The sequence below is a fragment of the Microbacterium sp. CCNWLW134 genome (assembly GCF_037083565.1).
Classification (GTDB): domain Bacteria; phylum Actinomycetota; class Actinomycetes; order Actinomycetales; family Microbacteriaceae; genus Microbacterium.
The window spans coordinates 181259-202482 of sequence record NZ_JBAOJU010000001.1 but is presented as its reverse complement, the minus strand read 5'-3'; the positions used below and the strand labels follow the sequence as shown (position 1 = coordinate 202482).

The 21224-nt window shown below is 70.0% G+C and carries 22 protein-coding genes and 1 pseudogene; 12 read left to right on the top strand and 11 right to left on the bottom strand.

The genetic code is table 11. From position 1 onward, the window contains the following. The first annotated feature begins 107 nt into the window (after positions 1-107). Positions 108-1877 (top strand): CocE/NonD family hydrolase, encoded by a 1770-nt coding sequence (locus tag V6S02_RS01005; protein WP_336399501.1) that lies wholly within the window; start codon positions 108-110, stop codon positions 1875-1877. Further along, a complete protein-coding gene (gene bla, locus V6S02_RS01000; RefSeq protein WP_336399500.1) occupies positions 1874-2815 on the top strand; it encodes a class A beta-lactamase in 942 nt (313 codons plus the stop codon). Before V6S02_RS01005 ends, bla begins: the two co-directional genes overlap by 4 nt. Before the next feature lies 1 nt (position 2816). On the opposite strand, the gene V6S02_RS00995 is transcribed toward bla, so the two are convergent. Then, positions 2817-3782, bottom strand: coding sequence for an alpha/beta hydrolase family protein (locus tag V6S02_RS00995; RefSeq protein WP_336399499.1), 966 nt, complete (start codon positions 3780-3782; stop codon positions 2817-2819). A 99-nt stretch (positions 3783-3881) separates the two neighbouring features. On the opposite strand from V6S02_RS00995, the gene V6S02_RS00990 reads away from it, so the two are divergent. After that, complete coding sequence (locus tag V6S02_RS00990) at positions 3882-4448, top strand: TetR/AcrR family transcriptional regulator (protein ID WP_336399498.1); 567 nt, start codon at positions 3882-3884, stop codon at positions 4446-4448. A gap of 17 nt (positions 4449-4465) precedes the next feature. Here V6S02_RS00990 and V6S02_RS00985 read toward each other — a convergent pair whose 3' ends face one another. After that, the gene (locus tag V6S02_RS00985; RefSeq protein ID WP_336399497.1) at positions 4466-5623 is read right to left on the bottom strand and encodes a GDSL-type esterase/lipase family protein; all 1158 of its coding nucleotides are present in this window, start codon (positions 5621-5623) and stop codon (positions 4466-4468) included. 18 nt (positions 5624-5641) lie between these two features. Beyond that, positions 5642-6307: a hypothetical protein gene (locus V6S02_RS00980; protein WP_336399496.1), complete on the bottom strand. Its 666-nt coding sequence runs from the start codon at positions 6305-6307 to the stop codon at positions 5642-5644. Positions 6308-6542: 235 nt separating this feature from the next. On the opposite strand from V6S02_RS00980, the gene V6S02_RS00975 reads away from it, so the two are divergent. Further along, positions 6543-7895 carry an HNH endonuclease signature motif containing protein gene (locus tag V6S02_RS00975; RefSeq protein ID WP_336399495.1) on the top strand — a complete coding sequence of 451 codons (1353 nt, stop codon included), beginning with the start codon at positions 6543-6545 and terminating at the stop codon, positions 7893-7895. 15 nt (positions 7896-7910) lie between these two features. On the opposite strand, the gene V6S02_RS00970 is transcribed toward V6S02_RS00975, so the two are convergent. Continuing rightward, the gene (locus V6S02_RS00970; RefSeq protein ID WP_336399494.1) at positions 7911-8390 is read right to left on the bottom strand and encodes a DUF4442 domain-containing protein; all 480 of its coding nucleotides are present in this window, start codon (positions 8388-8390) and stop codon (positions 7911-7913) included. A 193-nt stretch (positions 8391-8583) separates the two neighbouring features. Here V6S02_RS00970 and V6S02_RS00965 point away from each other — a divergent pair, with 193 nt between their 5' ends. After that, the gene (locus V6S02_RS00965) at positions 8584-8751 is read left to right on the top strand and encodes a hypothetical protein (RefSeq protein WP_336399493.1); all 168 of its coding nucleotides are present in this window, start codon (positions 8584-8586) and stop codon (positions 8749-8751) included. 283 nt (positions 8752-9034) lie between these two features. On the opposite strand, the gene V6S02_RS00960 is transcribed toward V6S02_RS00965, so the two are convergent. The 3 genes from V6S02_RS00960 to V6S02_RS00950 are packed head-to-tail and all read right to left on the bottom strand — an operon-like array spanning position 9035 to position 10640. Next, on the bottom strand, positions 9035-9745 hold the full coding sequence (locus V6S02_RS00960) for a hypothetical protein (RefSeq protein ID WP_336399492.1): 711 nt from the start codon (positions 9743-9745) through the stop codon (positions 9035-9037). Continuing rightward, positions 9742-10203: a MarR family winged helix-turn-helix transcriptional regulator gene (locus tag V6S02_RS00955; protein WP_336399491.1), complete on the bottom strand. Its 462-nt coding sequence runs from the start codon at positions 10201-10203 to the stop codon at positions 9742-9744. The genes V6S02_RS00960 and V6S02_RS00955 overlap by 4 nt, the downstream gene beginning before the upstream one ends. Beyond that, positions 10200-10640, bottom strand: coding sequence for an ester cyclase (locus tag V6S02_RS00950; protein ID WP_336399490.1), 441 nt, complete (start codon positions 10638-10640; stop codon positions 10200-10202). Before V6S02_RS00950 ends, V6S02_RS00955 begins: the two co-directional genes overlap by 4 nt. Before the next feature lie 98 nt (positions 10641-10738). On the opposite strand from V6S02_RS00950, the gene V6S02_RS00945 reads away from it, so the two are divergent. Further along, positions 10739-10930 carry a glycine zipper family protein gene (locus tag V6S02_RS00945; protein WP_124291639.1) on the top strand — a complete coding sequence of 64 codons (192 nt, stop codon included), beginning with the start codon at positions 10739-10741 and terminating at the stop codon, positions 10928-10930. 6 nt (positions 10931-10936) lie between these two features. Here the strand turns inward: V6S02_RS00945 and V6S02_RS00940 are convergent, their stop codons facing one another. Continuing rightward, positions 10937-11767, bottom strand: a complete 831-nt coding sequence (locus V6S02_RS00940) for a tryptophan-rich sensory protein (protein ID WP_336399489.1) — start codon at positions 11765-11767, stop codon at positions 10937-10939. Between the two features lie 172 nt (positions 11768-11939). On the opposite strand from V6S02_RS00940, the gene V6S02_RS00935 reads away from it, so the two are divergent. The 5 genes from V6S02_RS00935 (at position 11940) to V6S02_RS00915 (ending at position 15970) form a co-directional block, all read left to right on the top strand. Further along, complete coding sequence (locus V6S02_RS00935; protein WP_124291641.1) at positions 11940-12836, top strand: hypothetical protein; 897 nt, start codon at positions 11940-11942, stop codon at positions 12834-12836. Positions 12837-12954: 118 nt separating this feature from the next. After that, a complete protein-coding gene (locus V6S02_RS00930; protein ID WP_336399488.1) occupies positions 12955-13620 on the top strand; it encodes a BON domain-containing protein in 666 nt (221 codons plus the stop codon). Positions 13621-13633: 13 nt separating this feature from the next. Continuing rightward, the gene (locus V6S02_RS00925) at positions 13634-13942 is read left to right on the top strand and encodes an Hsp20/alpha crystallin family protein (RefSeq protein WP_336399487.1); all 309 of its coding nucleotides are present in this window, start codon (positions 13634-13636) and stop codon (positions 13940-13942) included. Between the two features lie 94 nt (positions 13943-14036). Continuing rightward, positions 14037-14672, top strand: coding sequence for a phosphoribosyltransferase (locus V6S02_RS00920; protein WP_205782969.1), 636 nt, complete (start codon positions 14037-14039; stop codon positions 14670-14672). Continuing rightward, positions 14669-15970, top strand: coding sequence for an erythromycin esterase family protein (locus tag V6S02_RS00915; RefSeq protein WP_336399486.1), 1302 nt, complete (start codon positions 14669-14671; stop codon positions 15968-15970). The genes V6S02_RS00920 and V6S02_RS00915 overlap by 4 nt, the downstream gene beginning before the upstream one ends. Before the next feature lie 83 nt (positions 15971-16053). Here V6S02_RS00915 and V6S02_RS00910 read toward each other — a convergent pair whose 3' ends face one another. From V6S02_RS00910 to V6S02_RS00900, 3 genes are read right to left on the bottom strand one after another with little or no spacing between them, the layout of a single operon-like run. Further along, positions 16054-17052, bottom strand: a complete 999-nt coding sequence (locus V6S02_RS00910; RefSeq protein WP_336399485.1) for an arsenic resistance protein — start codon at positions 17050-17052, stop codon at positions 16054-16056. A gap of 35 nt (positions 17053-17087) precedes the next feature. Further along, positions 17088-18548, bottom strand: coding sequence for a protein adenylyltransferase SelO (locus tag V6S02_RS00905; protein WP_336399484.1), 1461 nt, complete (start codon positions 18546-18548; stop codon positions 17088-17090). 14 nt (positions 18549-18562) lie between these two features. Further along, positions 18563-19090 (bottom strand): TetR/AcrR family transcriptional regulator C-terminal domain-containing protein, encoded by a 528-nt coding sequence (locus tag V6S02_RS00900; protein ID WP_336399483.1) that lies wholly within the window; start codon positions 19088-19090, stop codon positions 18563-18565. A gap of 194 nt (positions 19091-19284) precedes the next feature. On the opposite strand from V6S02_RS00900, the pseudogene V6S02_RS00895 reads away from it, so the two are divergent. Then, a pseudogene (locus V6S02_RS00895) lies at positions 19285-20970 on the top strand (amidase); the annotation flags it as partial. Positions 20971-21224 lie beyond the last annotated feature (254 nt).

Sequence of the window (21224 nt, the reverse complement as noted above, 5' to 3'; positions counted from 1 at the left end):
GGGGCACGGTCAACACCCAGCCCCAGACTTGACCGTGCCCCGAGGGCACGGTCTGAGGTGGGAGTCGACCCGCGATTCCGCCCGTCGCGCCTCGGTAGGCGCGACGGATGACTTCCGAGGAGACCATCGTGCACCTATCCGCGCTGCGCTGCCGCACCCTCGCCCTCGGGGCGATCATCCCCCTCGCGATCGGCCTCGCAGCCTGCACCGAAGCCCCCGCGGCGACGGTCGCCGGCGACACCGAGGCCGTCACCCACGAGGAGAACGACCGCGTCCCCGAGGGCGCAGCCTGGACCCAGCACTACTTCCCGTCGGCACCGGGCCTCGACGGTGAGGAGGTCGAGCTGCACGCCGACGTCCTGCTTCCCGACGACCTCGCCGAGGGCGAGCAGGTTCCGGTCATCCTTTCGGTGGGATCGTACTTCGGCCACTCCGGCGAGATCACCGACGAGGACTGGACGCATCCCGGCCCTTCGGACCGGTTCGCCGACCTCATCGAGGGCGGCGATCTGTTCGACGAGCGCTATGCGTTCGTCATGGTCGACCTGCGCGGTTTCGGCGGATCGACCGGATGCTTGGACTTCATGGGCGACGGCGAGCAGGCCGACGTCGCCGCGGCGATCGAGTGGGCGGCGTCACAGCCGTGGTCGACGGGCGACGTGGGCATGTACGGCAAGTCGTACGACGCCATCACCGGGATCGTCGGCACCGTGCTCCAGCCGGAAGGCCTCCGTGCGGTCGTGGCGCAGGCGCCCATGTGGGACAAGTACCGCAACAATCGGTCGGGGGGCGTCCCCCGGCTGCCGCTGACCGTCGCCGTGCAGACCTACAACGAGATCGCGACTCTGGAACAGCTGCCCGATGACACCGAGCGCTACCGCGAGAACGCCGCGTACGAGCAGGCACATCCCGAGTGTGTCGCGATCAACACGCTCAGTGCGCAGACCGCGGATCCGGCATCGCCGTATTGGACGAGCCGAGACTTCGCCGCGCGCGTCGAGGGGTCGACGACCCCGCTGCTGTTCACGCAGGGGTGGGCGGAGTGGAACACCGAGTCGGAGGCGATGGAGGAGTTCCTCGCGAACCACGAGGGCCCGGTTCGGGGCTGGTTCGGACCGTGGGATCACATCCGAGGCAACGAGGTGGATGAAGACGGCACCGTGAAGACCGGTCGCGAGGGGTGGTTCGACGAGGTCATGGCGTTCTACGACGAGCACCTCAAGGGCGTCGAGCCGGCCGAGGAATACCCTGCCTTCGTGATTCAGGACAACACGGGGTCGTGGCGGGCGCAGGAGGACTGGCCCATCGTCGACGAGACCGCCGACATCGCCCTGCAGGGAGGCTCGTACCTCGACGACGGGGCCGAGGGCGACCCGACCGTCGACACCGGCAACCGCTTCGTGCAGACGTCGGAGCCGGTGGCCGCAGACACCAGGATCACCGGCACCCCCTCGATGACGCTCACGTCGGAGGGCCACGGCAACCTGATGGTGAAGCTGTACGACGTCGCCCCCGACGGCACCGCCGTGCTGATCAACGAGCAGGTCGCCGCCGTGACTCCGGGAGAGGTGACGCTGGAGATGAAGGCCGGCGACTGGCGGCTGGCCGCCGGGCACGCGCTGGCCGTGCAGATCGGTACCATCGAAGCCGGTCCGCTGAGCGACTGGATCGACACCCCGTCGAACGAGCGCATCGCGGTCTCGGACGTGCAGCTGAAGCTCGCGCTGCAGGACCCCGCCGCCGACGTCGACATCCCCGGCGAACGGGCACTGTACCTCGACAGCTATCTCGCCATCTCGACCGCCACGCTCCCGGAGGCGCCCACGACCTTCACGATCGACGGCGCGGAGAGCGGCACATCTTCAGGAGGGGAATGAACACCATCCCGTGGGTCAGAGCCGTCGCGGGGGCGCTCGTCGCGGCATCCGTCCTTCTGATCGCGCCGGCCTGTGCGCCGGCGACGGAAGTTCCGGATGCCGCGACACCGGCGTCGACGCCGACGTCAACGCCGACGCCCACGCCGAACGCGATCGATCTGGGCGCCGAGCTCGGCGCACTGGAGGCGACGTACGACGCCCGGGTCGGGGTCTACGCCCTCGACACCGAGACGGGGCAGACGGTGGCGCATCGCGCCGACGAGCGCTTCGCCTACGCCTCGACCTTCAAGGCGCTGTTGGCCGGCGTGGTCCTGCACGAGATCGACGACCTCGACCGCGTCGTGACCTACAACAGCGAAGCGCTCGTGAGCTACTCCCCCGTCACCGAGCAGTACGTGGCGACCGGCTTGAGCGTCGGCGAGCTGGCCGAAGCGGCCGTTCGCACGAGCGACAACACCGCCGCCAACCTGCTGCTCGACCAGCTGGGCGGGCCGGAGGGATTCGCCGCCGCACTCGCGCGATCGGGCGACGAGGTCACCCAGCCCGAACGGCGCGAGCCCGCGCTCAACTCGGCCGTGCCGGGCGATCCGCGCGACACCAGCACCCCTCGCGCGCTCGTGGAGACGCTGCGGCAGTACGCCCTCGGAGACCTCCTGGCCGACGCCGAGAAGCAGACGCTGGTCGACTGGATGAGCGGCAACAGTACGGGCGACACCCTCATCCGCGCCGGAGCTCCCGAGGGATGGACCGTCGCCGACAAGTCGGGCACGGGCGGTCACGGCACGCGGAACGACATCGGCCTCGTCTGGCCTCCGGACGGCGAGCCGATCGTCATCGCCGTCCTCACGACGCGGGGTGTCGCCGACGCCGCCACCGACGACGCGCTGGTCGCCGAGGCGGCTGCCGTCGCGCTGGCGGGCCTCACGGAGGACGACTAGCTCACCGACTGTCGATCCGGCCGATCCCCCCGCCGGCGCGCGCGAAGGTCTCACGAGCCTCGTGCCAGACCTGCGGGTCGCCGCCGGCCGCCGCGCGCAGATAGGCCGCAGAGAGACGGGCGAGAACGGCGACGCGCTCGGGATTCTCGTCGGTGGTCTCCGCCGCTTCCCAGCTCGGAATGCCCCCGAGCGAATGCTCGGCGCCGAACAGCGTGAGCAGGTCGGTCGCGCCGGCGCTGTGGACATACGCGTCGGTGAACCAGTCCGGCCCCCGGCTCGACATCTTCGACTGATCCTGATCGCCTGCCACGACGAGAGTCGGGGTCGTGAGTTCGGCGAAGGACGGGTTCATGAAGGGGAAGTGCGCCTTCGCGAACGGATGCAGCTGCTCTCCCCCGAGCCCGGTCGCCGCGAGCAAGACGCCGGCGATGACGCGATCGTCGCCGTGGTCGCCACCGACCGCGCCGTCGGCGCCGATGGTGCGTGCACCGAGGAGCAGCTGCACGGTGTGCGCACCCCAGGAGTGCCCCGCCGCGACGACGGCGGCCCGGTCGATTCGGCCCGCCAGCCCCGGCATCGATCGCTCGATCACGTCGAGCTGGTCGAGCACGGCCACGAGGTCATCCCGCCGCTGCAGCCAGATCGAACCGAACCGGTCGTCGTCGACGCCGATGCCGTGCCGGCGGGAGTCGAGGTGCGTGGGCTGGACCACGACGAAGCCCTGCGACGCCCAGAAGGTCGTGAGGGGAGCGTACCCGTCGAGCGACCAGCCGTTTCCGTGGGAGAACAGCAGCACCGGCAGGTCGCGACCGTGCGCGGGAGCCGAGACCCGCACCTCGAGCGGGAACGGCCGCGCCGGCGCTGCGAGGGTGACGGGAGCGACGGACACGACGGGCGCCGACGCACCCAGCACGGTGTCGAGGGCGGCCACGATGGTGGAGTCGCGAAGCGGGGTGGGTGTGTGCACGAGGTCTCATTTCCGGGATGTCGGCGACTCCGTCATACTTAAGCGGAGCATCGTTCCGTCAACGATACGGAACAGTGCTCCGTTTTGCAAGGAGGGCTGATGGGCGACGGTGAGACGCGCGGCAGACGACGCGACGCGCGACGCAATGAGGAGGCGATCCTCGAGGCTGCAGCGGCGGTGTTCGTCGAGGCGGGCATCCAGGCGCCCGTTCGGGCGGTCGCGGAGCGAGCCGGGGTGGGAATGGGCACGCTCTACCGCCACTTCCCCACTCGTGCCGACCTGGTCGTGGCGCTCTACCAGCACCAGGTGGATGCCGCTGCCGCAGCCGGACCGGCACTGCTGCGCGAGAGCCCGACCCCGGCAGCGGCACTGCACGCCTGGGTGACGCTCTTCGTGGAGTTCCTCGTCACCAAACATGGCCTGGCCGACGCGCTGCAGGGCGACACGGAGCGCTTCGGCGCGCTCCACCAGTCCCTCACCGACCGGCTGGTGCCCGTCTGCGCCGACCTGCTGCACGCCGCCGCGCCGCACGGCGCCCCCATCGAGGCGTACGCCTTCCTGCGGGGAATCGGCAACCTCTGCATCGGTGGCACGGCACCCGGGTACGACCCGGAGCGCCTCGCGCACCTTCTCGTGGACGGCGCGTTGGTGTCATCCGGTTCGTGATTCTGGGCGAGTAGCCCTCAGACCCCGTGCGGACGCACCAGCCCGCCGGGGCGGAGGACCCGATCGGCGAAGCGTGCGCCGATGAGAGCGTGCGCCTCGGGGCCGGGGTGGAGATCGTCGGGGAGCGGCAGGTCTTCGGCATCTTCGGGGCCATAGAGGTCACGACCGTCGAGGTAGTGCAGGTGGGGGTCGTCGGCCCGCGCCGCGACCACCTGCTCGAGCGCCTCACGGATGACCTCGAGGGTCAACCGTCCGGCGGCGGTGTCTCCCGGCGTGCCCGTGGCGATGAAGCGGGTCTCGCCCGATGCCGCGGCGACGGGATCAACGCCTCCGGGACCGGGGGTGTTCTCGTGAATGCCGCAGAAGATCGGCGACACCAGCAGCAGCGGGATCTCGGGATGACCGTCTCGAATGGTGTCGAGGAAGCCGTGGACCGCCGGCACGAAGCTGCGGACCCGCATCGCGTCGAGGTTCACGACGTTGATGCCGAGCTTGACGCTGATGAGGTCGGCAGGCGTGTCGCGGATCACGCGCGCCAGGAAGGGGTCGACCAGCGCGCTGCCACCGAAACCGAGGTTCTGCAAGCGCACGCCGGCACGGCGCGCCGCCACGACCGGCCAGATGCCGGTGGGCGTCGCGGCATTGGAGCCGTGACTGATCGAGCTGCCGTGGTGGAGCCATACCGGATCCGTCGACGGCGCCGATCGCACGGGGGCGTCGGTGCGGAGCGAGACGATGTCGACCTGCTCGTTGTGCGGCAGCCACAGCTCGACGGTCTTCTCCCCTTCTCCCGGAAGCGAGACCTCCACCGTGTCCGGCGCTCCGGTGACCAGAGTCGTCGCCCCGGTCTGCATGTCGAGTTCGAGGGCGTCACCGCCCGACAACACGTGGGTGCCGGCCGGCGTGTCGTCGATGACGACGTCCACGGCGCCGCGGGGCCGCGCGAAGCCGCGATAGGCCACCCGGGTGGTGTGCAGCTCGAGTGCCGCCACGGTCGCGGAGGTCACGAATCGGAGGCGGACCCCCGACGGCTGAGCCTCCATGAGGGTCAGCTGCGGGTCGGCGTCCCGCTCACGGACGTGGCGCGGCAGGCGGTGGGGCCGCAAGCCCCGCTCGGTCGGTTCGATCTCGACGGCGCCGAGAACGAGGTCGGGGACGAGGGTCGCGTCGATCATGGTGGGAATCCTTCGATGTCAGTTGGCGAGCTCGTCGAGCCACGACGAGCGCAGGCGGAGGGCGCGCTCGGTGCTGGCGATGATGACGGCGACGGTGACGATCACGTTCAGAACGGGCGGGAGATGGATCGGAGACGTGAACGTGCCGATACTGTCGGCGATCGCCGGCACCTGCGAGATCGTCTCGATGATCTGAGGGACGGTGATGCACACACCGACGAGCACGACGAGTGTAGCGATGACGCCGATCACGGTGCTCAGAACCGGATGACGGTGATGAAGCCGCGCCCGCAGACCTTCGGCCGAGCGAGGGTGAGGGGTGAGTTGACGTTCCTCTCCGGCATCCGGAACGAAATGACAGCGACGAAGGCCGGAGGCGCGCGCGGCGACCTCGATGTGGCCGCCGGGCACGGCGAACCGCGCGGGAAGCCTCGACACCGCCGTCTGGCGGCCGTCGCGGTAGAGGCGGGCGCGAACCTCGCCGTCGTCGCGATCACCGAGCTGGCGGACGTCGACGGCGAACGTGGTCGTGACCCCCTCGGCCGTGGCGAGGTCGAGGAGGAACAGCGACCGGCCGAGAGTCTGCCACCAGCGGAACGGCGGCAGGGGGCGCCCGTCGCCGGGCTTCACGCGGCGCTCGGCGAGGCGGGCACGCAAGGAGGGGGTGTTCTTGTTGGACGACATGTCAGACGCGGGCGTTCTCGCGGATGACGCGGAGGGACTGCGTTGTGGGCATGGTTCCATCGCACCGCATGTCGGCTCGCGGCGGCAGTGTCGTGGCGACATGTTCTGGGGTGACATTCGTCAGGGGTGGGCTCTTCGGAATGCGCATAAATGTTCTACAGCAGTGCGCTGAGCCTGGAAGCAATGTCGGAACCCTCTGCGATGATTCTAGTAGGTCATCGAGACGGGGATTGCAGTGGACGCGGACGAGAAGCGGCGGCGGGCGGAGGAGAGGCGCGCCGGGGTGTTCGCGGATGAGCTGGCGAAGCTGCGGAGGCGTCGTGCGGCGCTGGAGGCGAAGGAGACCCGGCTGCTCGCCGACGCGTACGCGTTGACGCTGGAGCAGCGGTCACGGGTGGGGTCGGTGTCGTCCAGGGAGCGGGACATGCCGTTGCGGTCGATGGCGCTCGAGCTGGGCATGGCGGTGCGGGTGAATGACCGGTCGATGCAGGCGCAGATGCATGACGCGCACGAGCTGATCGAGCTGTTCCCGCAGACGATGGCGGCGCTGGTGGAGGGGCGGGTCACGCGGGCGCATGCGCAGGTGATCCAGGATGCGGGCCGGGTGATCGAGGATGCCGCCGACCGGGCGGCGTTCGAACGCATCGTGCTTGTGGAAGCGGAGCGGCAGACGGTGCCGCGGACGAAGAAGTACGCCATCCAACGTGCCGCGGTCCTCGACCCGAGGCCGTTGCAAGAACGACACGACACCGCGATCCGGGAACGCCGGGTGTGGGTCACCGACCTCGACGACACCCTGTCGACCCTGACGATCCTCGGCGGGAACGTGTACATCCACGGCGCCTTCAACCGGCTCACCGGGCAGGGCACCACGATCAAGGACGTCGACCGCGCCAAGCGGCGCGAATACGCCGCCACGCAGGGTGAAGCGGGTGCGCCGGAGGAGAAAGCGACGGAGCCGTGGTTCGACGACCGGTCGCTGGATGAGATCCGCTGCGACCTCGCCCTCGACATGCTCCTCGCCGCGTCCCCCATCATCGACCCCACCGACGGGGCGAAGGGTGGGCTCGGGGCGATCACCGCCGAGGTGCAGATCACCCTCCCGATCACCACCCTCACCGGCGTCACCGCGTCGGGGGCGGAGTTGAACGGAGTCACCCCGGTCGACCCCGAGACCGCCAGACGGCTGGCCGGAACGGCGAGAGTGTGGGACCGGGTGATGACCGACCCCATCACCGGGGTCGTCACCGCGGTGGACAGGTACGTGCTCCATCCCTCCCAAACCCGGTTCCTCAACGCCAGAGACGTCACCTGCCGAACACCCGGATGCCGCAGACCCGCGAAACTCTGCGACAAAGACCATTCGAGGGACTTCGCGCTCGGTGGACCGACGTCCAACGACAACCTCTGCAACGAGTGCGTGAGGCACCACACGTTGAAACACGCCACGAACTGGCACGTGGAACAGCTCCCCGGCGGCATCCTGACCTTCACCAGCCCCGGAGGGAAGAACTACGACAGCCACCCACCCTTACGCGTCGCCTTCGTCCCCACCGACGACGGCGGACTCACCGTCGCCCCCTTCTGACATCAGGCGGTGCGGTCAGGCATCGGCGAGTTGAGACTGGGTGACGCGTCGCTTCTCGCGGATGAAGACCTCTCGACGGCAGCGCGCCACCACGTCTCCGCTCTCGTCGGTGATCGTGGTCTCGAACCACTCGCGAACCTTCGCGCCGCCGGCCGCGCGTGCACGAAGGTCGGCGACCTGGTCGGGCGACACGCGGAAGCGTGCCGTCAGCACCCCACGACCGGGCTTCAGGAACTCGATCTCGCCGCGGGTATCCCACACGACGTAGTCACGCCCCAGCTGATGCATCACCAGCATGAAGAAGTAGGGATCCGTCATCGCCGACATCGATCCGCCGAACGCCGTACCCACGTAGTTCCGCGTGAAGCGATTCACGTGCAGGTGGACGACCGCTTCCGTCCAGTCGTCGGCGAAATGCCGCACTCGAATGCCGCTGAACAGGTTCGGCGGCCAGAGGCTCATGCCCCAGGCCAACCGGCGAGGAGTAGCACGCATCTCACGATTGTCGAAGCGGCCCCCTCCGACGGACAAAACCCTTGTCGACGGGCGCACACCACCCGATCGTCACCGCACGGGTTCCTCAACATTTCCACAGGACTGGCGCAATGAGCGACCCACAAACAGGAAGCGCCCCTATCGTGGGTCGCAACCCGTCCCGAAGCACCACCGAGACTCGAAGGAGAGTCTTATGGTCACCACCCTCCTCTTCATCGCGATCGTCGCCGTCGTCGTCTGGATCGCCCTCTCGATCACCGCAGGCCTGCTCGTGGGCCGCAGCATCTCCGTCGCCGACCAGCGCGAGCGACCCGTCGTACCCGCCCGGACGATGTCGGCACGCAGCGCCCCGACGCACTGACCGATACCGAGGCACGGGCCGGCCCCGCGGCATCCGTCTGTGACGAATGCGTGAACAGGCCCGCGCGCCCGAAGACGCTCTCAGGCTTCCCCTCTACGCTGATCGAGGACTCCCCCGGTCTGGCAACGCCCGCACGCACTCCCCCGGCGTGCGGTGACGTGCGAACTCCCCCCGTTTCGCCGCCAGGCTTCGAGAGTCCGGGCCCCCTCGAGCGCCCCTCGCCAGACGTGCGCTCGAGGGGGCCGTTTCCGCGTGCGGGTCTGAGATGCGACGAGGCTGTTGATCACGCCGCGGACGGCGACGCAGCCGCGAGGTGCGGACGCGCGGCATCCATGAAGGCCGTCGGATCGTCGGCCCAGAAACGGATCTCGTCGACACGCACGACACCCTGCGGCATCGCCACCTCGACCGGACGCTCGAGCTCGACCGCGAGGTTGGTCTCATCCTGCATCGGCAGATGCACGATCCACGCGTCATCCGTCCGTCCGGGCGTGAACTTCTCACCCTTGTGCCGGACTTCGCGCCGGCGGGCGACCGAGAGGACATCGTCCCAGGAGAGGGCGATCTCCAGGTCGGTGCTCTGACGGATGCGAAGGCCGTCGGGACCGACGGCGTGCGGACGCGTGAGGTAGCCCGCGAGCATCCCGAGCATGAAGACGACACCCCAGATTCCGAGGATGAGCAGAGGAATGCGCACGAACGGCCATGGATGCACGATGAGATCGACGATCGGGACTTCGAGCGCCGAAAGCACGATGAAGATGGTGAGGATGCCGGTGACCGGGCGGTGATACGAAACGGCCACCGCGCCCGCCGGTACCCGTGGCCGGAAGAAGACGAGCCGAGCAAGACTGACCCACCCCGCCGCCTCCATCTGGGCCGCACGCCGCGCGAGACGCTTCGCCCGATCGGCTCGCGTCTCGGCGGGGAAGGCGGGACCCGGAGCTCCCGGCTCTGTTCCGGCGGCCGACACCGGGGCCGATGCGGATGTCACGGGGCGTCCTTCCGCTCGCGGGCGGCGCCGAGCATGATCTCGTAACGGTCCGCCAGCTTGTTCAGGCCTGCGGCGAGCTCCGACTTCTCCGTCGGCGCGAGTTCGGCGACGAGATCATCGGCCATCTGCTCGCGCTGAGCGACCATCTGCCGCATGACATCACGCCCGAGAACGGTGAGGGTGACCAGCGTCGCGCGCCGGTCGGTCGGGTGAGGGGCGCGCTCGACATGCCCGCTCGCCTCCAGCGCATCGACGAGTCCGGTGACGTTGCGGGGGCTGACCTTTAACGCCGTCGCCAGCGCCTGCTGCGTCGACGGTCCCGTCGACTGGAGAACCCAGAGAAGCGCGGCGCGAGACATCGTCAACGTCGTACCCGCGAAGGGCTCGGCCATGTCGCGCTGCACCAGTTCGGCCAAGCGCATCACGCCGTCGAGGATGCGCAGGGCGTCGCTCGTCATGCGTCCTCGCTCGACGAGACAGACTGCGAGGTGAGCTGGCCGAGGAGGGCGGAGACATCGGAGGCGATCCACTCCTCGGCGATGAGTCCGTCGCTCACGCGATAGTGCTCGAGGCTCTGCCACGAGACCGTGCGGCCCGTGGCCGCAATCCCCAGGAAGTCACCCGTGTGGCGAGCGGTGTACGTGATGTTGAAGGCGACGAGGTCACCGTCGGCCAGTTCGTGTCGAACGTCGAGCGTCAGGTCGGAGAAGGACGCATTCATGATCGCGACATTCCCGAGCCAGGCTTCACGACCGACGAGAGTTTCCGGCGCACCGTGGACGGTGATGCGGAAGTCGTCGGCGAGGAGGGGGAGAACCTCATCCGACCGGCCGGCGGCCACGAGGTCGAGCCCCCTGCGCAGGAGGGTGATATTCGGATGTCTCGCCTCGGCCATGCTGCCGCCTTTCGTGAATGTGCTTCACAATGTATCAGCATCACGGTTGCGTCAGCGACTCTGGCCGGTCCGTTCTCGATGTCGTCTAGGCTCGCGGGATGGCAAACGGCAAGAAGCGGCCGAAGAACGGCATCGCGCTGGGCATCGCGCTCGGCCTGCCCTTCGGGGCCGTCATCGGCATGCTGCTGTTCGACAACATCGCGGTCGGGACGGCGCTCGGAATGGTCTTCGGCATCGCGATCGGCGCCGCCATCGACGCCCGATCGACGTCGGACGAAGAAACCGAGTAGCCGGGGTCAGCGACGCATCGCGCGATCGTGCCGTACGCGGGCGATCACGGTCGCGAGAACGATCAGGACGACGGCGATGATCGCCGCCACACCCGTCGGGGGCGAGTAAGGCTCGTCGGTGAATCGCGCCACGGCGACCCACGCGATCCCCCAGGTGAGCGACAGCGCCGCAGCGATGCGTCCGCCACCCCAGAAGGCCAGCGCGATGCCGACCGCGGCTGCGACGGCGAGGACGAACGACGACCACACCTCGGGCGCGATGCCGAAGCCTTCGAAGCCGATCGCGTAGAAGATCGCCGTGGCATTCGCGGCAGTGGCGATGATGACCCAGCCGAGATAGAGGCCGATCGCACCGTCGGCGACGACGACCTCGACCTTGTTCTTCGGGCGCGTCTGCCGCAGGATCACGAAGATCCGGCACAGCACCACCAGCAGCAGGGCGATCACCGGCAGGCTGAGGAAGAGCAGGTTCAGCTGGACGACGCCGATCCAGACCGCGTTGAGGATGAGGGAGGCGGCGACCCACCAGCCGATCCGCTGCTGCCGCTCATCGAAGCGCTGCGCGGGCAGGGCCTGCCAGATCGCGTAGGCGAGCATGCCGGTGTAGATGACGCTCCAGATGCGGAACGCCCCGGTGCCGGGGGCGATGAGCGTGGAGTCGGAGTTGAGGAACCCGCCGGCGGCCTCTTGGATCGGGGTGCCGAAGAACACCCCCGAGCCGATGAAGGCCGCCACGATCGCGAGGATCGAACTGACGAGGATGATCACCTGACGCGCGATCGCCCGGGTGCGGGTCGTGGCCTCGGTGGTCGTGTGAGACGCGGTCTTGCTGGACATCGTGACTCCTTGCTCGTGGCATCGAACGCTCCGCCAGACACCGGGCGCTCACCAGGTTGTTCTCACGGTAGGCCGGTCGCGGATGCACCGCGAGGAGTTGCTATTCAGGGGTCGGTGTGCGGGTGTAGCGTTCGACGCACGCCACCATGGCCCCCAGAGAGCGAGCCTCACCGTGACCTCCATTTCCGTCATCCGTCGCCCTCGTCGCCTCGGACTCGCCCTTCTCGCCGGTATCGGCTCCGCGCTGTTGGCGCTCGGAGGTTCCTCGGCGGCGCAGGCGTCGGGCGCCCCGGAGGTGACGACGGCTGAGAGCTCGATCGCCGTCGGCGACTCCACCGTGGTCACCGCCACGGGGCTCGGCGGACTCGAGCAGGCCTTCTTCGGACTCGGCGACCCGTCGGCCGGCGTCTACACCGAGAGCAACGACAGCATCTACGAGGCCCCCGTTTCGAACGGCGAGGCGACCGCGACCTTCAGTGCGCTGGCCGAGGGCACGAACACCATCTCGGTCGGCGATGGCGAGAACGTGCTCGCGACCGTCGAGATCACCGTCACCGCCGGCGGAGGCGGCGCCACGATCACCGCGAACCCGACGTCGATCGAAACAGGTGAGAGCACGACGGTCACCGCGACCGGGCTCGGCGGAATCGAGCAGGCTTCGTTCGGGCTGGGCGGCACCGGAGGCGGCACCTTCGACGGCGGAGGCACGTCGGCGCAGGTGCCCGTCACCGACGGCGAGGCGACCACCACCTTCACCGCCACCGAGGCGGGCGACCTCGTCATCGCGGTCGGCGACGGCGAGACGCCGCTCGCGTCGGTGGAGGTGACGGTCACGGCCGCACCGACGCCGACACCGACCCCCACCCCCACGACGGCGAGCCCGACACCGACGCCGGAGCCGGCGGGCGACGACTCGGGGCTGCTGATCGGGATCATCATCGCGCTCGTCGTGCTGATCCTCGCGATCGTCATCACCTGGATCGTTCTGTCGCGGCGAAGCAGGAAGGCGGGGGCGGGCTCGGGCACCAGCGGCCCCGGCGGGGACAGCATGCGGATGGACGGCGCGTGATCCGCGGGACTGCGTCATCATCCGCGGGGTTCCGCGGGACTTAGGGCCCTGGAAAGGGGCACCCTTGCGGGCGACGGTAGGCGATGGAAGAACCGGAACCCGCAAGGAAAGGAACCCCATGGCGATCGCAGCCGACCGCGACCTCGATGTGCAGACCCTGGTGAGCGACGAGCTCGCGTGGACTCCGGAGGTGGATGCCGCGGGGATCGGCGTCGCCGTCGAGGACGGAACGGTCACCCTCTCGGGCGAGGTGGACACCTACGCCGAGCGCCTCGCCGCCAAGCATGCCGCCCTGCGCGTGCGGGGCGTGCGTGCCGTCGTCGACAACCTCAGCGTGCACCCCAAGACGGCGATGTCGGTCACCGAAACCGACATCGCGAGGGAGGTCGAGCGGGCACTGAGGGCCTCGACCAACGTCCCGGACACGGTGAAGGCCGAGATCGACGAGCACCACGTGACCCTCATCGGCGAGGTCGACTGGGACTACCAGCGCCGCGCCGCCGCGCGCGCCGTGCACTACCTGCGCGGCGTGCACACGGTCAGCAACATGATCACCCTCGCGTCACGCCCGACCGCCGCCGACACCGAGGAGCGCATCAAGAACGCGTTCGTGCGCAACGCCCGTCTGGATGCCAGCCACATCCACGCCAGCGTCACCGGCAGCAAGGTCACGCTCACCGGCACGGCGACATCGTGGGCCGAGCGCCGCCACGCCGCACACGTCGCCTGGGCGTCGCCGCACGTCACCGACGTGGACAACCAGATCACCGTCCGCCCGCTCTGAAAGAGACCACATCATGGCACGCAGCATCGTCCGATTCGACCCGTTCTCCGGCCTCCCCCACTTCGAGGAGAAGGACATCTCGGTCGACGTCGACGGCTCGCAACTCGTCATCCAGGCCGAGCGCCACGAGAAGGAAGAGGACAAGACGAAGAAGTACGTGATCCGCGAGAGCAGCAGTAGCTTCTACCGCGGTATCGCGCTGCCCGAACAGGCCCAGCAGGATGCCATCACCGCCGGGTTCGAGAACGGCCTGCTGAAGGTGAGGGTGCCGCTCGCGCAGGCGTCGAACCCGCGGAAGGTCGCCATCGCCAGCGGGAGCTGAGATGGCTGTCGCCGCCCTCGCAGGACTGCGCCCGCTCATCGATGCGCGCGCGCCCTGGTGCGTGTGACCGCGGGGACGGGACACGGAGACGATCATGTTCGACGACCGGATCGACGCGGGGCGGCGCCTGGGGGCCCATCTGCGCCGATTGGGTGTGACGGCGAGTGTCGTGGCGGGGCTTCCCCGCGGCGGAGTGCCCGTGGCGGCCGAGGTGGCGACAATCCTCGGAGCACCGCTCGACGTGATCATCGTCCGCAAACTCGGCTATCCCCGCCACCCCGAGGTTGCGATGGGAGCGATCGGCGAGGAGGGCGTGCGCCTGGTCGACACCGACCTCGTCCGCCACCTCGGTGTCACCCGCGCCGAGATCGACGCGGTCGAAGCGCGCGAGCGCGATGTGCTGACCCGCCGTGCCGCGGCGCTGCGCGGTGATCGACCGCCGCGGAACCTCGCCGGCGCGAGCATCCTCATCGTCGACGACGGCATCGCGACGGGCGCCACGGCCTCGGCCGCGTGCCTGGTCGCCCGCGAGCGCGGCGCCGCCGAGGTGATCGTGGCCGCACCGGTCGGGGGCAGCGACGCCGTCCGCCGCGTGCGCGGCGCCGACCGGGTGATCTGCCTCGAGCAGCCCGCCGGCTTCCAGGCGGTGGGCGAGTACTACCGCGACTTCGGCCAGACCACCGACGCCGAAGTGGTGGCTCTGCTGGAGAGCACGAAGGAACACCCATGAGCGCTCGGATGGATGATCTGTTCGCTGACGCGCACGACCTGGCGCGACCGCTCGCGGGCGGCGATGCGGCATTCGATGCGCTCGTCGACGCCGCGCGCGGGCGCCGGTTCATCGCGATCGGCGAGGCCTCGCACGGCACGCACGAGTTCTACGCCTGGCGGGCCCGGCTCACCCGGCGCCTCGTCGAAGAGGGCGGCGTCACCTGGATCGGCGTCGAGGGCGACTGGCCCGACTGCTGGCGCATCGACCGCTGGGTGCGGGGCATCGCCGACACCGACCTCGACGCCCGCGGTGTGCTCGCCGGCTTCGACCGGTGGCCGACCTGGATGTGGGCGAACAGCGACGTCGCCGATTTCCTCGACGCCCTCCGCGACCACAACGCCCGCCTGCCCGCCGCCGAGAGGACCGGGTTCTACGGCCTCGATGTGTACTCGCTGTGGGATTCGCTGGCGCGCATCATGGCCTGGCTCCGCGAGCGGCAGCCCGACGCCCTGCCGCTGGCGGCGAGGGCGTGGCAATGCTTCGCGCCGTTCGACGAAGACCCGCACCGCTACGCCTGGAACACCCGGCTCGTGCCCGCCTCGTGCGAGACCGACGTCGTCGAGCTGCTGACCGAGGTGCGCCAGCGCGTCGCCGCAGACGGCGACGACGCCTTCGACGCCCTCCAGAACGCCACGGTCGCCGTGGAGGCCGAGAAGTACTATCGCGCGATGGTGCGCACCGATCGCGGCTCATGGAACATCCGCGACAGGCACATGGCCGACACCGCCGACCGCATCGCCGCCCATCTCGGACCCACCGGCACCGGGGTGCTGTGGGCCCACAACACCCACGTCGGCGACGCCCGGGCGACGGACATGGCGAGCGCCGGGCTGCTGAACCTCGGCCAGCTGCTGCGAGAGCGCCACGGTGCTCGAGACGTGCTGCTGGTGGGAATGGCCGCGCACCGCGGCGAGGTCACCGCTGCCCGTGCCTGGGGCGATGCGGAGGAACGGATGCCGGTGCCCTCCGCGCGCGCCGACAGCCACGAGGGCATCCTCCACCGCGCGATCGGCGAGCCCGCCGTGCTCGCCTTCGGCGCCGACCGGTCACGGCCCTGGCTCACGCACCTCGCCGGGCACCGGGCGATCGGCGTCGTGTACGACCCCGCACGCGAGGCCGGCAACTACGTGCCCACGATCATGGGCGCCCGCTACGACGCCCTGCTGTGGGGCGAAGACACCGCTGCGCTCCGGCCCCTGCACCACGAGACCGTTCCCCACGAGGCGGAGTACGAGACCGAGCCCACCGGCTTCTGACCCCATGATGCGAACTCTGGTCGATGACGGGAAAGGACGGGGAAGGCGGGACCGCGCCGAAGCCGAGCGCCGCGAGCCTGCACTCACCGCCTTCGCTGAGCTCGATGGATTGACGCCCGACCCGCCACGGGGGTGAGGGCCGGCACGACGCGGAGGAAGACGACCAATCCGACCAGCTCGACGAGCGTCTGAGTGACCACGGCCAGCGGAGTGAGCGCAAAGGACGCGGGCAGGGCAAGGGCGAGGGGCAGCACAACGAGCGAGTTGCGCGTGGCGCCGCTGAAGATGAGGGCCCGGGTTTCGGCAACCGGCAGCCGCGCGAGCCGCGCCGCACCCAGACCGGCGAAGAGCATGATCACGAGGAATGCGGCGTAGATCGGCATGAGGCGCACGAGCGCGGCGGCCGCGGCACCGACATCCGCGATCTGCGACCCGACCACCACCGCGAGCGTCGACATCATCAGCGGCACCATCGCCGCCGCGAAGAACCGCGCGATCCGACGGCCGACCCGGTGCCGGCGAGCCAGAGCCTGCACGATCGCGGCCGCCGCGAGGGGGACTGCGATGAGCCAAAGGAAGGCCTCGGCGAAAGGAGCGGGTGCGACGTCGGCGGCCACCGCTCCGCCGGCGAAAAGCCACAGGTAGACGGGGAGCAGCACGATCTGCACCAGCATGAGCAGCGGCGTCGCGGCTAGGAGGCGCGTGCGCGCGCCGCCGGCGAGTCCGGTGAAGACGATGACGTAGTCGACGCACGGGGTGAGCAGCACCAGCAGCACGCCGACGAGGAGGGCGCGGTCGTCGGCGACGAACCGGGAGAGGCCGAAGGCGACGAGCGGCACGATCACGAAGTTGACGGCGAGCACCGTGCCGAGGAACCGGATGTCGCGGAACGCCCGCCCCACCTCGATCAGCGGAACCCCGAGGAAGGTGGCGAACAGCAGCAGGGCGAGCACCGGCGTCGTCGCAAGCGACAGCGCGGGGCCGGCCGCGGGGAGCGCGAGCCCGACGACGACGCCGAGCGCGATGGCGGCGACGTACAGCCAGACCTGGTGGCGATCCCACCATGCGGCTGCCGACGTCACGGGCTCAGCCTAGGGACCTCGGTTGCCGCCGGAATTCACGTGCCGCAGAAGGTGACGTAGGGGCCGAAGGCCTCGGGCGCCGGGTGCTCGTACCGGGTGAGCCCGGGACGGGCGGCGAAGGGATCGCGGATGACGCCGACCAGCTCGTTCAGGGGGGCCAGGTCACCGTCACCGGATGCGGCGGCGAGAGCCTCCTCCACCAGGTGATTCCGTGGGATGTAGAGCGGATTGACCCGGTCCATCAGGTCGGGGTCGGGTGCGAGAGCCAGCCAGCGCCCGACCCACAGGTCGAAGGGTGCCGGATCGGCGAAGAGAGCGCGCGCGGGCTCACGATCCCCCCGCGCCGCCGACGCGAGACGGCGGAAGAACGAGGTGTAGTCGACCCGCGCCATCGCCAGCATGTCGAACATGTCGTTCACCAGCGCGGCCGTCTGCTCATCGTCGGGCGTGCCGCCGAGCTTGGCGTGCATCCCCCCGGCCCAGGCGGTGTTGTAGGTCTCGCGGTAGGCGGCGAGCGACCGCTGGGCGGTCGCGACGGCAGCATCCGTGTCCGCCGCCAGCAGCGGCAGGAGGGCCTCGGCGAAGCGCGCGAGGTTCCACTCGCCGATCGCGGGCTGCGCGCCATACGCATAGCGGCCCTGCTGATCGATGGAGCTGAAGACAGCGCCGACGTCGAAGGTGTCGAGGAAGGCGCAGGGGCCGTAATCGATGGTCTCGCCCGAGACGGTCATGTTGTCGGTGTTCATGACGCCGTGGACGAATCCGACGAGCATCCACTGAGCGATGAGACGGGCCTGTGCGTCGATGACCGCGTCGAGAAGCGCGAGGGCCCGGTTCTCGGCGCCCTCGGCGTGGGGATAGTGGCGCGCGATCGCGTGGTCGACGAGGCGCTCGAGGAGCGGCACGTCGCCCATCGCCCGCGCGAGCACGAACGTGCCGACCCGCAGGTGGCTCGACGCGACCCGGGTCAGCACCGCGCCCGGCAGATCGCTCTCGCGCCGCACCGTGCGACCGGTCGCGACGACGGCGAGCGCGCGCGTCGTGGGGATGCCGAGCGCGTGCATCGCCTCGCTGATGATGTACTCGCGGAGCATCGGACCGACCGCGGCGAGGCCGTCGCCTCCGCGTGAGAAGGGCGTCGGACCCGAGCCCTTCAGATGGATGTCGCGGAGTGCGCCGTCTGGCCCCTCGACTTCGCCGAGCAGCAGGGCCCGGCCGTCACCGAGCCGGGGGTTGAAGGCCCCGAACTGGTGTCCGGCGTAGGCCTGCGCGACGGGTCGGGCGCCGCCCGGCACGGCGGTGCCGGTGAGGAAGTCGACGCCCTCCGACGTGCGGAGGTGCGCGGGGTCGAGCCCGAGGTCGGCGGCGAGCGCGTCGCCCAAGACGAGCAGCCGCGGCGCCGGCGGCTCGACCGCCTGCCAGTCGACGGCCAGCTCGGGCAGCTCATCGGCGAAGCGATGCGAGAGGGTGATCTCTGCGGCGGCCGTCGGGGTCATGAGGCGAGGGTACGTCACCCTCCTGGGGAAGGGCGGGCCGAGGCGATGAGCATCGTCAGGCCCATCTCGAAGGCTCGCGTGGCGATCGGATCATCCGGGTCCTCGTCACTCAGGGTCGCGAAGGCTGCCGCGAAGGTGGGGAACTGCTCCTCCTGGCCCCGTGGATCGAAGACGACCGTGGGGCCCGACATGTCGAGCACGCTGCCGAGGATGAACGACTCGAACGCGGTGAGGAGGGGCAGGATGTCGCGATCGGCCCACCCCACCCCGCGCGCCGCCACCGCGAAATCCTCGTACCCGGCCAGCAGCACCGGTGCGGATGCCGGATGGGTCATCAACAGCGGCACCGCGCGCGGGTGATCTGCGAACGCCCGCCGGTAGGAGCGCGCCCACTCGCGCAACCCGTCCTCCCACTCCAGGGTGCGCAGCGGCGACGAGTCGATCCGGGCCGACACCAGGGACCGCACATCCTCGATCATCGCCGCGAGGTTCGGCACGTGGTTGTAAAGAGAGGTGGGGTTCACCGCGAGCTTCGTTGCCACCCGGCGGATGCTCGCCCCCTCGGCCCCGTGCCGATCCACGAGGGCGAGCGCCGTCTTCGCGATGAGTTCACGGCTCAGCAGGGGGCGGGGCGGTCGGGCGATGACGGACTCCTCGAGGTCGGTGCCGAGCCTACGCGGCAGGTGTCGGAAGAAGTGGTGGCGCGCAGAAAAACATACGGTGTATGTTTACGCCCATGATCGCCCCTCCGTCCACCCCTCTGGCCACCGTGGTCGAAGCCGACATCGTCGAGCTCGCAGCCGCACTCGGCGAGGGCCGGGTCACGAGTGTCGAGCTCGTCGCCCGCTATCTCAACCGCATCGCGTTCTACGACCGCGCGGGCATCGCCCTGAACTCGGTGATCGTGCTGAATCCGTCCGCCTTCGCCGAAGCGCGCGCTGCCGATGAACGCCGCGCCCGCCGTGAGACGCGCGGGGTGCTCGACGGCATCCCGTTCACGGCGAAGGACAGCTACTGCGTCACGGGCCTTCCCGTGGCATCCGGATCCCCCGCCTTCGAGAACCTCATCGCCCAGCGCGACGCGTTCGCCGTCGCCCGGCTGCGTGAGGCCGGCGCGGTGTTCCTCGGCCTGACCAACATGCCGCCGATGGCGGCCGGCGGCATGCAGCGAGGGCTCTACGGTCGGGCGGAGTCGCCCTACAACGCCGCGTACCTCACCTCGGCGTTCGGTTCAGGGTCGTCGAACGGGTCGGGCACGGCGACCGCTGCGAGCTTCGCCGCCTTCGGTCTGGGCGAGGAGACCTGGTCGTCGGGGCGCGCCCCGGCATCCCACAACGCCCTGTGCGCCTACACCCCGTCGCGCGGAATGATCTCCGTGCGCGGCAACTGGCCCCTCGTCCCCACGATGGACGTCGTCGTCCCCCACACCCGGAGCATGGACGACCTCGCCCACGTGCTCGACGCCGTCGTCGTCGACGACCCCGAGACCGACGGCGACCTGTGGCGGAGCCAGCCGTGGATCGCCCTCCCCGCGCCGTCGGAGGTGCGCCCGGACTCGTTCGCCGCCCTCGCAGCGGCCGACCTCGCGGGGCTGCGGTTCGCCGTCCCGCGCATCTACGTCGGCGCCGACGACGACAGCACCTACCCGATCGACCCGCGCCCGTCGGTGATGGAGCTGTGGCGCGCGCTGCGCGCCGACCTCGAAGCCGCCGGGGCGGAGGTGGTCGAGGTCGACTTCCCCGCGGTGAACAACTACGAGAAGCTCCACGCCGGCGATGAGGACTTCGTCGACCGCGGGTTCGTTCCCCGCGAGTTCCTCACCGACGAGGTCGGCGACCTGGCCGTCTGGGGCTTCGACACCTTCCTGCGCCTGAACGGCGACCCGACGCTGAACCGACTCGCCGACGTCGATGGCGACCGCATCTTCCCCCACCCCACTGGGGCACTGCCCGACCGCTACGGCATCTATCCCTTCGACATCGCGTACGACATCGCCGAGTACGTCGGCGCCGCACGCGCCGGGGTGCGTGCGCCCACCGACATCCCGAGTGTGGAGCAGGGGATGCGAGGACTCGAGCACACCCGCAGAGTCGACGTCGACGACTGGCTCGTCGCCGAAGGGTTCGACGCGGTCATCTTCCCCACCCACTCCGATGTCGGGCCGGCTGACGCCGACGTGAACGAGGCCTCGGCCGACATCGCATGGCGAAACGGGGTGTGGGTCTCCAACGGCAACCTCGTTCCCCGGCACCTCGGCATCCCGACCGTGACCGTGCCGATGGGAACGATGGATGACACGGGCATGCCCGTCGGCGTGACGATCGCCGGCGCCGCCTACGGCGACGTCCGCCTCATGCAGCTCGGTGCCGCGATCGAGGCCCTCGGGCGACGGCGCACCCTGCCGCCGCGCACGCCGGCGCTGCCCGACGAGGTGCTGTTCGACGCGCCGCGCCCCGCCGCGGCCGGACCCCTCGAGGTGCGGATCGACGAGGTGCGGATCGCCCCGGATCACGACCACACCACCGTCACCTTCACCGCGACCGTCGAGGGCGGACCGATCGACGAGGTCGTCGCCTTCGTCGACGGTGTCCGCGCGACTCTCACCGTGAGCGGTTCGCGCGTCGACGGCCGCCATCACCTCGCCGCCCACGCGCACACGACGCCGTTCAGTGAGTG

What these genes read in the sequence shown, in the direction of transcription:
- V6S02_RS00915 (WP_336399486.1), top strand. Translation starts at nt 14,669, where the DNA reads ATGAGCGCTCGGATGGATGATCTGTTCGCTGACGCGCACGACCTGGCG.
- V6S02_RS00990 (WP_336399498.1), top strand. Translation starts at nt 3,882, where the DNA reads ATGGGCGACGGTGAGACGCGCGGCAGACGACGCGACGCGCGACGCAAT.
- V6S02_RS00965 (WP_336399493.1), top strand. Translation starts at nt 8,584, where the DNA reads ATGGTCACCACCCTCCTCTTCATCGCGATCGTCGCCGTCGTCGTCTGG.
- V6S02_RS00905 (WP_336399484.1), bottom strand. Translation starts at nt 18,548, where the DNA reads ATGACCCCGACGGCCGCCGCAGAGATCACCCTCTCGCATCGCTTCGCC.
- V6S02_RS00930 (WP_336399488.1), top strand. Translation starts at nt 12,955, where the DNA reads ATGGCGATCGCAGCCGACCGCGACCTCGATGTGCAGACCCTGGTGAGC.
- V6S02_RS00945 (WP_124291639.1), top strand. Translation starts at nt 10,739, where the DNA reads ATGGCAAACGGCAAGAAGCGGCCGAAGAACGGCATCGCGCTGGGCATC.
- V6S02_RS01005 (WP_336399501.1), top strand. Translation starts at nt 108, where the DNA reads ATGACTTCCGAGGAGACCATCGTGCACCTATCCGCGCTGCGCTGCCGC.
- V6S02_RS00970 (WP_336399494.1), bottom strand. Translation starts at nt 8,390, where the DNA reads ATGCGTGCTACTCCTCGCCGGTTGGCCTGGGGCATGAGCCTCTGGCCG.
- V6S02_RS00940 (WP_336399489.1), bottom strand. Translation starts at nt 11,767, where the DNA reads ATGTCCAGCAAGACCGCGTCTCACACGACCACCGAGGCCACGACCCGC.
- V6S02_RS00980 (WP_336399496.1), bottom strand. Translation starts at nt 6,307, where the DNA reads ATGTCGTCCAACAAGAACACCCCCTCCTTGCGTGCCCGCCTCGCCGAG.
- V6S02_RS00925 (WP_336399487.1), top strand. Translation starts at nt 13,634, where the DNA reads ATGGCACGCAGCATCGTCCGATTCGACCCGTTCTCCGGCCTCCCCCAC.
- V6S02_RS00985 (WP_336399497.1), bottom strand. Translation starts at nt 5,623, where the DNA reads ATGATCGACGCGACCCTCGTCCCCGACCTCGTTCTCGGCGCCGTCGAG.
- V6S02_RS00920 (WP_205782969.1), top strand. Translation starts at nt 14,037, where the DNA reads ATGTTCGACGACCGGATCGACGCGGGGCGGCGCCTGGGGGCCCATCTG.
- V6S02_RS00950 (WP_336399490.1), bottom strand. Translation starts at nt 10,640, where the DNA reads ATGGCCGAGGCGAGACATCCGAATATCACCCTCCTGCGCAGGGGGCTC.
- V6S02_RS00955 (WP_336399491.1), bottom strand. Translation starts at nt 10,203, where the DNA reads ATGACGAGCGACGCCCTGCGCATCCTCGACGGCGTGATGCGCTTGGCC.
- bla (WP_336399500.1), top strand. Translation starts at nt 1,874, where the DNA reads ATGAACACCATCCCGTGGGTCAGAGCCGTCGCGGGGGCGCTCGTCGCG.